Raw genomic sequence first — 14,406 nt, forward strand, 5'->3', positions numbered from 1 at the left:
TAGGCCGGGCCAGACCGGAAACCGAGGGTTTGTGAAAGTTTTCACGAAGTGCCTCGTGGTACGTCGGCCGGGGTGGTCCTAGGACCATCGGGCGACAGGCCGAGGGACCCGGGGACGTGATTTCTGGGGGTGGTGTGACGGATGATGTCTCGGTGACGACGACCCGACGCCGCCCGCTCCTCCTGGCCCTGGCCGGGGGAACCGCAGCCGTCGCCGGCATCGGCACGGCCGCCCGCACCGGACTCATCGGCGGGGACGACGGTCCCGCCGGCGGCCGGCTGCAGCTCAGCGCCGGCGACATGGGGGTGGAGTCGCTGACGCTGCCGCTGGACGACCAGGTCCTCGTGGAGGGCTCGCCCGCCACCGGTGGGCCTGCGGCCCGCCGCGGCACCGGCAAGCTCGCGACCACGACGTACTCCATGGTCGGCTTCACCTGGACCCGCGGCGACGTCGAGCCCGTGCTCGAGGTCAGCGTGCGCCGCGGCTCGGCCTGGGAGCCCTGGCAGCGGGCGCCCGCCGCCCACGAGGCGCCCGACCCGGCCAGCAACGCCCCCGGCACCACCACCGGCACCGACCTGATGTGGGTGGGTCCGACCGACGGCGTGCGCGTCCGGGTCGTCGGTGAGCGCCCGGCCGACCTCTCGCTCGTGCTGCTCCACCCCACTCCCCTGCCCTCGGACCAGGACACGCTGCACGACGACCCCGACGTCGACCCGTCCGCGCCGGTCGAGCGGCGGGTCGCCCCGCTGGGCAGGACATCGGCCGGGGCATCGGCGAAGGAGACGGCCGCCGCCGCGACCAGCGTGCCGCGGCCGACCATCCGCAACCGCAAGGACTGGGGCGCCAACGAGAACCTGCGGCAGAAGCCGCCGTCGTACATCGAGACCATCCAGCAGGTGCACGTGCACCACACGGTCAACAGCAACACCTACTCGCGCGAGGAGGTGCCGGCGCTGATGCGTGGGATGTACGCCTACCACACGCAGTCGCTGGGCTGGTCCGACATCGGCTACAACTTCCTCGTCGACCGCTTCGGCCGGATCTGGACGGGTCGCGCCGGCGGCGCCGCCAAGAACGTCAAGGGCGCCCACACCCTCGGCTTCAACCACCAGTCCGCGGGCGTCTCGGTCATCGGCAACTTCGACCAGGTCAAGCCCCCGGCCGAGGTCATCGCGGCGATCGCCCGGGTGGCCGCGTGGAAGCTCGACAAGTTCGGCCGCGACCCGATGGGGAGGACGACCGCCGTCAGCCAGGGCAGCGACAAGTTCCGCTCGGGCAAGAGCGTCTCGCTGCCGGTCATCGACGGGCACCGCGACACCAACGACACCTCCTGCCCCGGGTCGAACCTGTACGCCGCGCTGCCGCAGATCCGCCAGAGGACCAAGAAGCGCATCGACAACTTCCACGACCGTGACCGCGAGGTAGCGGTGTCGATCACCGCGCCCTTCGCCGCCGCCGGCCGGGTCGTCTTCGGCAAGAAGGTCACCGTGCGGCCCGGCACCTGGACGCCGGCCGAGGCGACCCCGACCTACACCTGGCTGCGCGACGGCAAGCCGATCGGCAAGGCCCGCGGCTCGGACTACACGATCCGCCGCGGCGACATCGGCTCGCGCATCTCCGTGCGCGTCGAGGTCGCCGCGCCCGGCGCCGAGACCGCCACGCAGACCGTCTCGTGGCCGATGACCGGCCGGGCCGGCGTCGACCTGACCGTGCGCGCCTCGGGCCGCAAGGGCCGCGCTCTGGTCACCGTCGTCGCGTCCGCGCCCGGGCTCGCCGCAGGACACCCCGACGGCGAGGTCGTCGTCAAGCTGGCCGGCAAGAGCGTCACGATGAAGCTCCGTGACGGCCGCGCCGAGCGGCTCGTGCGCGGGCTCGAGCCCGGCACCCACCGCGTCCGGGCGGTCTTCCAGCCCACCGCCCGCGCCGCGAAGGCCGTCGCCACCGACACCGTGCGGGTCAAACCCGTCGACTGACACCCGCTGACCTCGCGCGGCGGACCCCGACCCGCGGCGCGTCGCGAGTCACTCAGCCGTGCCGGTACACCCAGACGTCGGTCGACCACACGTCCGCCGCCGACCGCCGACCCGGCGAGAGGTCGTCGGCCCAGTCGGCGCCGCCGTGGACGAGCAGGACGTCGCCGGCCCAGACGGCCGACCCGGGTGCGGCGGGCGCGCCGGCCGGCCGGGCGAGGCGGGTCCAGCTCTCCCGCGCGTCGTCGTACACCCAGCCACCGGAGGCGACCAGCCGGCCGCCGACCGCGCTGACCGGCCACGCCGACTTGTCGGTCCAGTCCTCGCGCGGCGCGTCGGGCAGCCGTGACCAGCGGCCCGCGGCGGGGTCGAGGCGACCGCCGTACGGGATGGTCCGGCCGTAGCCGTTCACCTCGCCGCCGTCAGCGCCGCCCAGCGTCGCGTCCACCAGGCGGGTCCCCGACCAGGACCAGTGCCAGCCGCCGAGCTGGTCGGAGCCCGGCAGCGTCCGCCAGGTCGCGGCGCCGGGCTCGAGGAGGGCGGCCTGGACGAGCGCCGGGTCCGCCGGCTGCCCGTCCGCCCCGATCGGCTTGGCGGTGAGCACCAGGCCCGCGTCGGTCGGCACGATCGTGCGGTCGAAGGCGGGCGCGATCGGGTCCGCCGGCAGCTCGGACCACGTCCCGGTCCGGGTGTCCAGGACGCGGTCGGGCACCCGGCCCACCTCGTCGCTGCCGGACACGACGAGCAGCCGGGCCGCGTCCGCCACGAGGGCGGCCCACTCGTTCCGCCCGGGCACGGACATCTCGTCCCAGGTGTCGTCGGCAGAGTGCCAGACGAGCAGCTCGCCGTCGACCAGGACGTACAGGTCCTCACCCACCACGGCCCGCGAGGACGACGGCGGAACCGGGCGCGGTGCGTCCGGGATGCGGCGCCAGGTGCCCGAGGCGAGGTCGTACGCCGCGCCGTCCCGCTCGGGGTCCTGCGCGTAGGAGCAGGCGGCCGTCGGCGGGCAGGGCGGCCCCGCGTGACCGCCGACCAGGACCACCTCGTCGCCGACGTGCGCCACGACCGTGCCCTCGCGCGGCGACAGCGGCGCCGGTCCCACCCGTTCCCACGCCCCGGCCCCGGCGCCGGACGGCGCCGACCTCTCGCCTCCCTGCTCGCCGCACCCCGACAGGACGGACGCGAGCAGGACGAGGGCGAGGAGAGCGGCGCGCACGGTGGTACGACGCGGCGCCGGCCGCCGGGGTTCCGCGTCCGGGTCGTGTCGGGCCCGCCCTCAGGTACGAGCGGTCTTCCTGGCCGTCTTCGGCGACTTCCGGGGCCGCGGACGGACGACGAGGACCGGGCACGGCGCGTAGTGCTGGACGCGCTGCGCGGTGCTGCCGACGAGCACGCTCTCGCTGATCCCCCGGCCCCCGGAGGCCACGACCACCAGCCCGGCGTCGTACTGCTGGGCGACCTTGATGATCTCGTTGGCCGGCGAGCCCGACCGCACCCGCTTGTGCACCTTCGGTCCCCACCCGTCGAACTCCGCGGCAACGGTCGCGACGGCGCGCTCCGCCGCGGCGCGGAAGGACAGCGTGTCCCACGCCGGCCGCGCCTGGGCGTCGGAGAGCTCGTCGGCGAAGGCGACGGCGGCCAACGGCCGGATGACCGCCACCACGGTGACGTCGGTGATCCGGGCGGGGTCCGCGAAGGACTTCAGGTGCCGCGCGGCGGCCAGGGACTGCTTGGAGCCGTCGGTGGCGACGATGACGTGCATCAGTGGTTCCCCAACCTGTCGGAGGTGTCGGCCGGGCCGGAGGTGCCGGCGGGCCCGGACCGGTGGCCGAAGACGAGCTCGAGCACGTAGAGCACCCCGCCCACGGCCAGCAGCGCCGCGCACCAGAGCAGCGACGCCGGGTCGTCGTAGATGACGTAGTAGAGGATCGCGAGGTTGCCGAGCAGGCCCAGGACGAGCAGCGGCGTGTTGGCGCGGAAGGCGCGCTCGTCCTCGTCGCACCCGCGCAGCTTCAGGCAGGTGCCGATGACGAGCGCGTAGATCGCGAGCAGGAAGACCACGGTCACCAGCGCCAGGCGGTTGACGAGGTCCAGGCTGCCGCCGGCCTCGAGGACGAGCGTGCCGGCGACGAGCAGGGCGCCGACGACCGCGCCGCTGAAGAGCAGGCCGACCCACGGGCTGCGACGGGTCGGGTGCACCTTGGCGAAGACCCCGGGGACGACGTCCTCGTGGGCCATGCCGTAGAGAATGCGCGGCTGGGTCACCAGCGTGACCAGGGTGGTGTTGGTGATGGCGACCAGGGCGATGACGGTGAAGATCGTCGTCATCGCGTCGGTGGAGAACGGCAGGATGCCCTGCTTGACGACCTCGAGCAGGGCGACGTCGGAGCCCGCGAGCTGGTCGATCGGCACGGTCAGCGCCGCCGCCATCGAGACCAGCACGTAGACGACGCCGGCCACCACCATGCCCCCGACGAGGGAGCGCGGGAACGACTTGTGCGGGTCGATGGTCTCCTCGGCCACGTTGGCGGTGTTCTCGAAGCCGGTCATGGCGAAGAAGGAGAGCGCGACGCCGGCCAGCACGGCCAGCGCGGGGTTGCCGGCGACGCTGATGTCGGTGAGCGTCGCGAAGTCGGCATCGCCCTGGGCCACGAAGTAGATCGCGATCCCGATGACGATGATCAGCCCGCTGAGCTCGACGAAGGTCATCAGCATGTTCATCACCACCGACTCGGTGATGCCGATGTAGTTGATGAGCACGAGGACGGCGACGAAGACCAGCGACACCAGCAGCGCCGGCGGCCCGGCCCACAGCTCGCTGAAGTACGACGCGAAGCCGGCCGCCAGCGAGCCGCTCGCCGCGAAGCTCGCCGAGAGGAACGAGACGGTCACCAGGAAGGTGAGCGCCCGGTTGCCGAAGGCCCGCTGCACGTACAACGAGGAGCCGGCGGCCTGCGGGTACTTCGTCACCAGCTCGGCGTACGCCGATCCCGTGATCGCCGCGACCGAGACGCCGGCGGCGAACGCCAACCAGAACGCCCCGCCCACGGCGGCGGCGACCAGGCCGATGAGGACGTAGACCCCCGAGCCCAGCACGTCGCCGAGCGTGTAGAAGAACAGCTGGAGACCGGTGATGGACCGCTTGAGGCCACCGCCCTCGCCTGCCACGTCGTCATCGACGGTCGAAGAGCTGTGGGCCACGACGGAGCCTCGAATCGAGAAGGGTGTGGTGTCCAGACCTCACTCCCTCGCGCCCGGGTTGTCAACGGCCCGTGCCCTGCGCGGGCTCGTCAACGGCTGTGGACGAGCGGTTGACGGACGCACCGAACCGGCGTTGTCTTGTTCATGCAGACGCAAACGGACGCAAACGCATGGTTCGACAGGACGGATCTCGGGATGGACGACCCCACGCGCGGCTCGCTCGGCCGCTGCCTCCTCGTCGAGGCGGCGGCGACCGCGGCCCTCGGCGGCCTGGCCGCGACGGCGCTGCCGGTCGCCGGCGACGTCGTCGCCGGCGGGCGCGCGGGCTTCGACCAGCTCCTGGTCTCCGCCTGCGGTGCCGTCGTCCTCGTCGCAGCCGTCTGGCTCTGGCTCGTGACGACCGTGGTGGTCGCCGAGGCGCTGAGCCGCCCCGGCCACACCCGCGCCCGTGCCGGTGCCGTCGAGAACGTCGGCCGGGGCGTGCCGCGGGTGCTGCGCACCGTGGTGCTCGCCGCCTGCGGCGTCGCGCTCGTCGCGCCCGTCGGCGCCGCCTCGGCCGGCGAGCCGCCGCACACCGTCCAGGCCCGGCACGGGCTGCCGGTGCCGGACCGGGCGACCTCCACCGCGGCGTGGGTCGCCGAGGCGGTGCGGTCGGCCACCGCGTCCGCTCCCAACCACGGCGCCGCCCCGGCGCGCGCGACCCGCACCCACGTCGTACGCACCGGCGACACCCTGTGGTCCCTTGCCGCGGCCGACCTCTCCCCCACCGCGGGCGCCGCCGACGTCACCCGTCGCTGGCACCGCCTCCACCAGCTCAACCGGGCCGTCATCGGGGACGACCCGGACCTCATCCACCCCGGCCAGCGGCTGCACCTGCCGCCGGTCGCGCACCGAGGAGACCCGTCATGACCCCATCGCCGACCCACGAGCGCCGCGAGAACGTCCTCACCTTCCCGCGCCCCGCCCTGCCCACCTCCGTCCAGGGCACGCTCGCCCTCGACCTCAGCCCGCGGCTCGACCCGCCGGCCGCCCACGGCCCGGAGAGCAGCGGCACGGCCGGCGTGGTCCCCGTCGACCTACGACGGCGCCGCGCGCTCGAGCAGTGGTCGCGGCGCTTCGCCCAGGCGGCGGTCGAGATCGTCGGCGGGGACCGTCCGATCACCCAGCTGCTGCGCTGGACCACGACCGAGGTGTACGCCGACCTCGAGCGCCGCGCCTGCCTCGTCGCCCGCGCCGGCGCCCACCGCCCCGGCCTCGGCCGGGTGCAGCCGGTCCGCCCGAAGGTGCTCAGCGTGCACAGCTGCTTCGTCAGCGCCGACGCCGTCGAGACCAGCATCCACGTGCGGTACGGCGCGCGGTCCCGCGCCGTCGCCGCCCGCTTCGAGGAGCGCCCCGCGAAGGACGGCCCGCTCCGCTGGGTCTGCACCGCCCTCGACTTTGCCTGAGCAGGACCGAGCGAGGAACGAGCTCGGTCCGTCGCGAAGGCAGGCCGAGCAAGGCCGCGACCGAGGAACGAGGTCGCGACGGCCGGGTCGAGACCCGGTGAGGGGCGCAGGGCCGCGACCACGGTCACCGGGTTTCGACGACGCTCGCCAGGGCTCCCTGCTCAACAAGCGGGTGGCGGGGGCGGGTCGGGAACGACGAACGCCGGCCCGGTCCCGAGGGACCGAGCCGGCGTGCGGGGCTGACTGAGGTCAGCCGTTGACGCGGGCGGCGTGGCCGGTGGGGCCACCCGGAGCGCCGTGGCACTGCTTGAACTTCTTGCCCGAGCCGCAGGGGCAGCGGTCGTTGCGACCGGTGCCGGAGAACTCGTCCTCCTCCTGCTCGACGCGGGTGGCCACCTCGGCCTCGCCGTCGACGGTGGGGGCGGAGTAGGCCAACTGCTGCGGCCGCGCGGGGGCGTCGAGGCCCTTCGCGCGGATGTGCGGCGCGTGCTCGGCGGGAGCGCCCTCGGCGACCTGGCCGACCGGGGACTGCAGTCCTTCGGCGACCGACAGCGTGGGCGCCGGCTCCTCCTCGACCTGGACCTCGAGGTTGAACAGGAAGCCGACGGCCTCCTCCTTGATGCCGTCCATCATCGCGGCGAACATGTCGAAGCCCTCGCGCTGGTACTCCACGAGCGGGTCGCGCTGGGAGTAGGCCCGCAGGTAGATGCCCTCGCGCAGGTAGTCCATCTCGTAGAGGTGCTCGCGCCACTTGCGGTCGAGGACCGAGAGGAGCACGCGCCGCTCGAGCTCGCGCATGACCTCCTCGCCGTTCTCCTGCTCGCGCCGGTCGTACGCCGCGTGGGCGTCCTCGCGGAGCAGCTTGACCAGGTCGTCGCGGTCGAGGGCGGCGGTCCCGCCCGCGTCGGCGACGAGCTTCTCGTGGTCGACCGAGACCGGCCACAGCTGGCCGAGGTCGGTCCACAGCTGCTCGAGGTCCCACTCCTCGGCGAAGTCGGCGAGCGACCCGGCGACGTACCCCTCGACGACGTCGTCGATGAAGGTGCGGATCTGGTCCTTCAGGTCCGCGCCCTCGAGGACCGCGCGGCGCTCGGTGTAGACCACCTTGCGCTGGCGGTCCATGACGTCGTCGTACTTCAGGACGTTCTTGCGGGACTCGAAGTTCTGCGACTCGACCTGGCCCTGGGCGTTGGCGATCGCGCTCGTGACCCGCTTGTTCTCGATCGGGACGTCGTCCGGGATCTTGAGGACCTGGAGCACCCGGTCGACCCAGTCGGACTTGAACAGCCGCATGAGCTCGTCCTGCAGCGACAGGTAGAAGCGGGACTCGCCCGGGTCGCCCTGACGCCCGGAACGACCCCGCAGCTGGTTGTCGATGCGGCGCGACTCGTGGCGCTCCGTGCCGATGACGTAGAGGCCGCCGATCTCCTTGACCTCGTCGTGCTCGGTGCCGACCTGGCGCTTGATGCGCTCGACGGTCTCGGGCCAGGCGGCGTCGTACTCCTCGGCCGTGTCGCCGGCGGGCTCGAGGCCGCGCTTGCGCAGCTCGGCGTCGGCGAGGAACTCCACCGAGCCACCGAGCATGATGTCGGTGCCTCGACCGGCCATGTTGGTGGCGACGGTGACCGAGCCCTTGTGACCGGCCATCGCGACGATCTTCGCCTCGTCGGCGTGCACCTTGGCGTTCAGCACGGTGTGCGGGATGCCGCGGCGCTTGAGCTTGGCGGACAGGTGCTCGGACTTCTCGACCGAGACGGTGCCGACGAGGATCGGCTGGCCCTTGCCGTGCCGGTCGGCGATGTCCTCCACGACCGCGTCGTACTTAGCCTCCTCGGTGCGGTAGACGAGGTCGGGCTGGTCGATGCGGGCCATCGGCTTGTTGGTCGGGATCGGGACCACGCCGAGCTTGTAGATCTTGTCGAACTCGCTGGCCTCGGTCATCGCCGTGCCGGTCATGCCGGAGAGCTTCTCGTAGAGGCGGAAGTAGTTCTGCAGCGTGACGGTCGCGAGCGTCTGGTACTCCTCGCGGACCTCGACGCCCTCCTTGGCCTCGATCGCCTGGTGCAGGCCGTCGTTGTAGCGGCGACCCGCGAGCATGCGGCCGGTGTGCTCGTCGACGATGAGCACCTCGCCGTCCTGCACGACGTACTCCTTGTCGCGGCGGAACAGCTCCTTGGCCTTCACGCAGTTGTTCATGAAGGAGATGAGCGGGGTGTTGACCGACTCGTAGAGGTTGTCGATCCCCAGGTGGTCCTCCACCTTGGTGATGCCCGGCTCGAGCACCGAGATGGTCCGCTTCTTCTCGTCGACCTCGTAGTCGAAGTCCTTCTCCAGCTTGCGCGCGATCTTGGCGAACTCGCCGTACCACTTGACCTCGTCCTGGGTCGGACCGCTGATGATCAGCGGGGTCCGCGCCTCGTCGATGAGGATCGAGTCGACCTCGTCGACGACGGCGAAGTTGTGGCCGCGCTGGACGCAGTCCTCCAGGGCGGAGGACATGTTGTCGCGCAGGTAGTCGAAGCCGAGCTCGTTGTTGGTGCCGTAGGTGATGTCGCAGCCGTAGGCCTCGCGCCGCTCCGCCGGGCGCATCTCCGGCAGGATCACGCCGGTCGTCAGCCCGAGGAAGGCGTGGATCCGGCCCATCATCTCGGCCTGGTACTTGGCCAGGTAGTCGTTGACGGTGACGACGTGGACGCCCTTGCCGGACAGCGCGTTGAGGTACGACGGGAGGGTCGCGACCAGCGTCTTGCCCTCACCGGTCTTCATCTCGGCGATGTTGCCCAGGTGCAGCGCCGCGCCACCCATGACCTGGACGTCGTAGTGACGCTGGCCGATCACGCGCTTGGCCGCCTCGCGGACGGTGGCGAACGCCTCCGGCATGAGGTCGTCGAGCGACTCACCGTTCTCGTGGCGCTGCTTCAGCTCGCCGGTCATCGCCTGCAGCTGCTCGTCGGTCATCGCGACAAAGTCGTCCTCGATGGCGTTGACGGCCTTGGCGATGGTCTCCAGCTGGCGCAGGATCTTGCCCTCGCCGATGCGGAGGAGCTTGTCGAGGATCACGGGCACGGGGGTACAACTCCTAAGCGGTGGGAAGCCGAGCGGTCGGCGCCGCAACTCTACCCACGGGGTCGAGCCGTCCCTAACCGGAACGCAGCAACCGGGCGAGCACCTCGGCGAGGTCGCCCCGCGGCTCCACGACGACGGGGTCGTCGGCGTCCAGGCCCAGCCAGCCGGCCAGCCGGCGGAGCTCGACCACCAGCTCCGGCGCCGTCTCCGGCGGCGCGTCGGGCTCGGCGTACGCGCCCTTGACGAGGAGCCGGCCGGTGGCCCGGTCGGCCTTGAGGTCGACCCGCCCCACCAGCCGGTCCCCCAGCAGGAACGGCAGCACGTAGTAGCCGTGCACCCGCTTGTGGGCCGGCACGTAGATCTCGATGCGGTAGCGGAACCCGAAGATCCGCTCGGTGCGCTCGCGCTCCCACACGACCGGGTCGAAGGGGCTCAGCAGCGCCCGGGCGTCGACGCGGCGGGGGCGGCGAGCGTCGCGGTGGAGGTACGCCGGGCGGTCCCACCCCTCGACCCGGGCCCGCAGCAGCTCGCCGGCCTCCACCAGCTCCGCGACGGCGCGCCGGGTCTCCTCGACGCCCATCCGGTAGTAGTCGCGCAGGCACGGCGCCGTCGCCACCCCGTGGGACCGGGCCGCCCGCCGCACCAGCTCGCGCGCGGCCTCGTCCGGCGTGGGCGTCGGCGCGGCGAGCACCTCGGCCGGCAGCACCCGCTCGGGCAGGTCGTAGACCGGCTCGAACGACGGCGTCCGCGCCGCGATCGCCAGCTCCCCGGTCATGAACAGCTGGTCGAGCGCCTTGCGGGCGGCCGACCAGTTCCATCCCCAGTGCTCCTTGCTGCGCGGGGCGTCGTCGCCGAGCACCGGCTCGAGCGCCCGCGCGGTGCTGGCACCCCGGGCCCGCACCTCCGCGAGCACCTGGGCCACCAGGTCCTCGGGCACGTCGCGCCACCACTTGCCCCGCAGCGCGCGGTACTCCTCCATCCGGTGCTGCATGTGCGGCCACAGCTCGACGGGCATGAAGGCCTGCACGTGCGCCCAGTACTCCACCACCCGCCGCGGACGCCGCTCGGCCGCCCGCTGCAACAGCCCCACGTCGTAGGGCCCCATCCGCGAGTACAACGGCATCCGGTGCGCCCGCTCCAGCACGTTGACCGAGTCGACCTGCAGCACCCCGGTCCGCTCCAGCGTCCGGCTGAACGTCCGCATCGTCGGGACCGTGTGGCGCGGGTCGAGGAACCCCTGGGCCGCCAGCGCCACGCGGCGCGCCTGCGCGCGGGACAGCTGCTCGGTCACCTGCCCGAGGCTAGAGGGGCGCACCGACGGACGGGAGACGGCGCGTCCTCGACTCCCCCGGCCGCCGCCGCGCCGGAGGCCGGCCGCGGACCCGGTACGCCGCGCGGGTCGGGGCCGGAGGCGGACGACGGGCGGGCAGGCCCGGTCGTGGATGGGTCTGGCGGGGCCGGAGCGAGGAACGAGCGGAGGCCCTGGTTGACCGGGCCTGCCCGTCCGGCGGGAGCCGCAGGCCCCGACCCCCACACCCGGCGTACCCCATCGCGGATCGGCCGCACCAGGCGCGGGGCCGACCGGGGCGGCCCTCGGCGCTGGAGGCAGAGCCGGGGGTGGGGGCCCGGTCGTGGTTGGGTCTGGCGGGCCGGAGCGAGGCACGAGCGCAGGCCTGGTAGACCGGGCCCCCGCCCCCGGCGGGAGCCGGAAGCGCCCCCGGCCGCCCCGGGCGGCACCGCGCACCCGCGCAGCCAGACCGCAGAGCGACGCGGGAGCCAACACCTTGCCCGCCGCAGGCGGAACCGCGTCCCCGAGGCCGCAGTCGACTCACGGGGTATCGTCGACGCTCGGTTTCGAGACAGGCGCTGCGCGCCTTCCTCAACCCACCGGCTGGCGCTCGCTGCTCGACCAGCGGTGGCGGCGCTCGCTGCTCGACCAGCGGTGGCGGGGTCTCGAGACGGTTCCTGGCGGAACCTCCTCAACCAACCGGAGGGACCGGCCGGGCGGGGGTGGGGCTAGGGCAGGTCGAGGAGCTTCTCGCGGACGGCGTACATGACCGCCTCCATGCGGGAGTGGAGCTGGAGCTTCTCGAGGATGTTGCGCACGTGGTTCTTGACGGTGTTCTCGGAGATGAACAGCTGCTTGGCGATCTCGCGGTTGTTCATGCCCTTGGCCACGAGCCGCAGCACCTCCAGCTCGCGCTCGGTGAGCCGCAGGCCGGGGACGTGCTCACGCTCGGGACGCGACATCTGCTTGAACTCGTCGATCAGCTTGACCGCCATCGAGGGGCTGATCAGCGACTGGCCGTCGGCGACGACGCGGACGGCCTGGGCGACCTCCTCGATGGAGGAGTCCTTGAGCAGGTAGCCGGAGGCGCCGGACTTGACCGCCTCGTAGAGGTCGGCCTCCTCGTCGGAGACCGTCAGCATGATGATCTTCGCCGACGGGACGGCCTCCTTGATGGCGCGGCAGGCCTCGATACCGGTGCGCTTGGGCATCCGGATGTCGAGGAGGACCACGTCGGGGGCGGTGGTCGCGGCGAAGGTGGTGCCCTCGACGCCGTCGCCCGCCTCGCCGACGACCTCGATGCCCTCCTCGACGGTGAGCAGCATCGTCAGCCCCCGTCGGAAGAGCTCCTGGTCGTCGACCACCAGCACCCGGATCGGCTCGGCAGCCCCGGGAGCTGCGGCCGTGCTCTGTTCCGCCACCGGGGCATCATGGCACGCGCGGGCGGGGCTGCGGCCCCGTTCGGGGGGTGCGGTCCTGGCCCGGACGGACCCGGACACGCCGACGGGGTGACCCGTTCGGGCCACCCCGTCGTACGCCGTGCGGGTGCGGCCGGTGGGCCGCTGCCGCGGTGCTCGTGCGGTGCTACTCCTGCGGTTCTACTCCTGCGGTGCTACTCCTGCGGTGCTACTCCTGCGGGCCGAGGTCCAGGGAGAGCACGCCGTAGTCGTAGCCGCGACGCCGGTAGACCACCGAGGGCCGCTCGCTCTCCTTGTCGACGAACAGGTAGAAGTCGTGCCCGACCAGCTCCATCTCGTAGAGGGCCTGGTCGAGCGTCATGGGGCTGGCGGGGTGGGTCTTCTCCCGCACGACCAGCGGTCCGTCGCCCATGACGGCGATCGGGCCGACCTGGCGCTCGAGGGTCTCGTCGGCCTCGGGGACCTCGGGGGTGGTGGTGATCGCCTCGATGTCGGCGAGCGCCTGCCCGACCGAGACGGGCGTCTTCTGGCCGCGGTGCACCCGCCGGCGGTCGGCCGCCCGACGCATCTGGGCGGCCATCTTGTCCAGCGCCAGGTCGAGGGCACCCATCTTGTCGTCCGCTGCCGCCTCGGCGCGGACGACGGGGCCCTTGGAGAAGGCGGTCAGCTCGACGCGGACGGCCTTGTCCTGCTGGCGGCGGTTGGGCTCGCAGTCCACCTCCACGTGCACCCGCATGATGCGGTGATCGTGCTTCTCGAGTCGGGACAGCTTCTCCGCAGCATGCTCGCGGAACCGCTCGGACAGCTCGCAGTGGCGACCTGTGACGACAACTTCCATGTCTACCTCCTGGTGACAGTTGGTTGCTTCAGCCCTCTCGCGCGGCCTCCTGTGGGCAGCGCGACATGCACGCCTGGTGCGCCGGGGGCGCACCGTGCGTGGCACGAGTGGGAGGAGTCCGTCCGGCCGACCTGGTCTTCGACCCCACAACCGCCTGCTGGGGCTTCCGCAGCTTCTCCGCCACTACCGGCCCTCTCCCGCCGTCGGCCACATCTGGTGGCCGGGGCGAGGCAGGTCTTACTACTAAGCCGCACCGTGATCGACGGACCCGGGCGGACCCGGGTCGCGTCTTACGTGGACCGTTTCGCCTGCGACTGGCATCGGCTAGCCGACCGGTCCGGGCCCTCGTCGGGACCCGCACCGAGACGGTGCAACCACGGACCCGGACGGACTCCATACAGAGACGTTAGTCGGTGACCCACGACACCGGTAGTGGGGCCACCACCCATCTCCTCAGCCGCCCGCCGACACGCCCGCGTGGGCCACCGGGAACCGGCGGCGCGTCGCTGCGACGGCGGCCACCGCGGCCACGTGCAGGCCGACCGCCTGCAGCGCCCGCTGCGCCTCGCGGGCCGTCGCGCCGGTGGTGAGCACGTCGTCGCAGACCACGACCGAGGCGTGCGTGCGGCGCCGGCGCAGCCGCCGCAGACCGGCGTCCGGGCAGGTCATCGAGCCGGCGAGGTTGGCGGCCCGGGCGGTCGCGCCGAGGCCCGCCTGGTCGACCACCCCGGGCCGGGTCCGCAGCAGCCGCACGGCCACGGCGTCGACCCCGGTGGCGCGCAGGCGGGCGGCGGCGCCCGCGGTCACGGCGTACGTCGGGTCGTGGCCGCGGGCGCGGACGGTCGAGGGTCGCGACGGGACCGGCACGAGCACGACGGGGCCGGACGGCACCTGCGCCTCGGCCGCGGCGCCGGCGGCCGCCGCGAGCAGCCCGGCGAGCGGGCGGGCCAGCCCGAGCAGCCGCCGCTCCTTCAGGCCGAGAACCAGGCTGCGCACCACGCCGTCGTACGCCGCCGCCGCCCACGGCGCGACGAGGCCGGCCGGCACCGGGGTCGGCCACGCGGGCCGCGCGTCGGTGGGCAGGCCGGCGCGGCACTCCTCGCACAGCACCCGGCCGGGCCGCTCGCACCCGGCGCACCGGCCGCCGAGCAGCAGGTCGGCCGCGGCGTCGAGCACC

At 73.2% G+C, this 14,406-nt stretch carries 11 protein-coding genes; 3 read left to right on the top strand and 8 right to left on the bottom strand.

The features are described 5' to 3' along the window. Positions 1 to 152 precede the first annotated feature (152 nt). Entirely contained in the window at positions 153 to 1,973 is a 1,821-nt protein-coding gene (locus tag QWY29_RS12855) for an N-acetylmuramoyl-L-alanine amidase (protein WP_300961417.1), read from the top strand. Between the two features lie 52 nt (positions 1,974 to 2,025). Here QWY29_RS12855 and QWY29_RS12860 read toward each other — a convergent pair whose 3' ends face one another. From QWY29_RS12860 to QWY29_RS12870, 3 genes are read right to left on the bottom strand one after another with little or no spacing between them, the layout of a single operon-like run. After that, positions 2,026 to 3,189 carry a Kelch repeat-containing protein gene (locus QWY29_RS12860; protein ID WP_300961418.1) on the bottom strand — a complete coding sequence of 388 codons (1,164 nt, stop codon included), beginning with the start codon at positions 3,187 to 3,189 and terminating at the stop codon, positions 2,026 to 2,028. A gap of 60 nt (positions 3,190 to 3,249) precedes the next feature. Further along, entirely contained in the window at positions 3,250 to 3,735 is a 486-nt protein-coding gene (locus QWY29_RS12865; RefSeq protein ID WP_300961419.1) for a universal stress protein, read from the bottom strand. After that, on the bottom strand, positions 3,735 to 5,174 hold the full coding sequence (locus QWY29_RS12870; protein ID WP_300961420.1) for an APC family permease: 1,440 nt from the start codon (positions 5,172 to 5,174) through the stop codon (positions 3,735 to 3,737). Before QWY29_RS12870 ends, QWY29_RS12865 begins: the two co-directional genes overlap by 1 nt. A 195-nt stretch (positions 5,175 to 5,369) precedes the next feature. On the opposite strand from QWY29_RS12870, the gene QWY29_RS12875 reads away from it, so the two are divergent. Continuing rightward, a complete protein-coding gene (locus QWY29_RS12875; RefSeq protein WP_300961421.1) occupies positions 5,370 to 6,083 on the top strand; it encodes a LysM peptidoglycan-binding domain-containing protein in 714 nt (237 codons plus the stop codon). Continuing rightward, positions 6,080 to 6,619 (top strand): Rv3235 family protein, encoded by a 540-nt coding sequence (locus QWY29_RS12880; protein ID WP_300961422.1) that lies wholly within the window; start codon positions 6,080 to 6,082, stop codon positions 6,617 to 6,619. The genes QWY29_RS12875 and QWY29_RS12880 overlap by 4 nt, the downstream gene beginning before the upstream one ends. 249 nt (positions 6,620 to 6,868) lie before the next feature. On the opposite strand, the gene secA is transcribed toward QWY29_RS12880, so the two are convergent. From secA to QWY29_RS12905, 5 genes are all read right to left on the bottom strand, one after another. Next, entirely contained in the window at positions 6,869 to 9,685 is a 2,817-nt protein-coding gene (secA, locus tag QWY29_RS12885; protein ID WP_300961423.1) for a preprotein translocase subunit SecA, read from the bottom strand. Between the two features lie 73 nt (positions 9,686 to 9,758). Beyond that, positions 9,759 to 10,976, bottom strand: a complete 1,218-nt coding sequence (locus QWY29_RS12890) for a winged helix-turn-helix domain-containing protein (protein ID WP_300961424.1) — start codon at positions 10,974 to 10,976, stop codon at positions 9,759 to 9,761. Positions 10,977 to 11,701: 725 nt separating this feature from the next. After that, positions 11,702 to 12,394 (bottom strand): response regulator, encoded by a 693-nt coding sequence (locus QWY29_RS12895; RefSeq protein ID WP_300961425.1) that lies wholly within the window; start codon positions 12,392 to 12,394, stop codon positions 11,702 to 11,704. 205 nt (positions 12,395 to 12,599) lie between these two features. Beyond that, complete coding sequence (gene hpf, locus QWY29_RS12900; RefSeq protein WP_300961426.1) at positions 12,600 to 13,229, bottom strand: ribosome hibernation-promoting factor, HPF/YfiA family; 630 nt, start codon at positions 13,227 to 13,229, stop codon at positions 12,600 to 12,602. Between the two features lie 453 nt (positions 13,230 to 13,682). Further along, positions 13,683 to 14,405, bottom strand: a complete 723-nt coding sequence (locus tag QWY29_RS12905; protein WP_300961427.1) for a ComF family protein — start codon at positions 14,403 to 14,405, stop codon at positions 13,683 to 13,685. Position 14,406: the final 1 nt, after the last annotated feature.

This window comes from Nocardioides abyssi (genome assembly GCF_030412915.1).
Classification (GTDB): domain Bacteria; phylum Actinomycetota; class Actinomycetes; order Propionibacteriales; family Nocardioidaceae; genus Nocardioides; species Nocardioides abyssi.

Bases quoted from the DNA above. Each gene is read 5' to 3' on its own strand.
- QWY29_RS12865 (WP_300961419.1), bottom strand. From the start codon at position 3,735: ATGCACGTCATCGTCGCCACCGACGGCTCCAAGCAGTCCCTGGCCGCC.
- QWY29_RS12875 (WP_300961421.1), top strand. From the start codon at position 5,370: ATGGACGACCCCACGCGCGGCTCGCTCGGCCGCTGCCTCCTCGTCGAG.
- QWY29_RS12880 (WP_300961422.1), top strand. From the start codon at position 6,080: ATGACCCCATCGCCGACCCACGAGCGCCGCGAGAACGTCCTCACCTTC.
- hpf (WP_300961426.1), bottom strand. From the start codon at position 13,229: ATGGAAGTTGTCGTCACAGGTCGCCACTGCGAGCTGTCCGAGCGGTTC.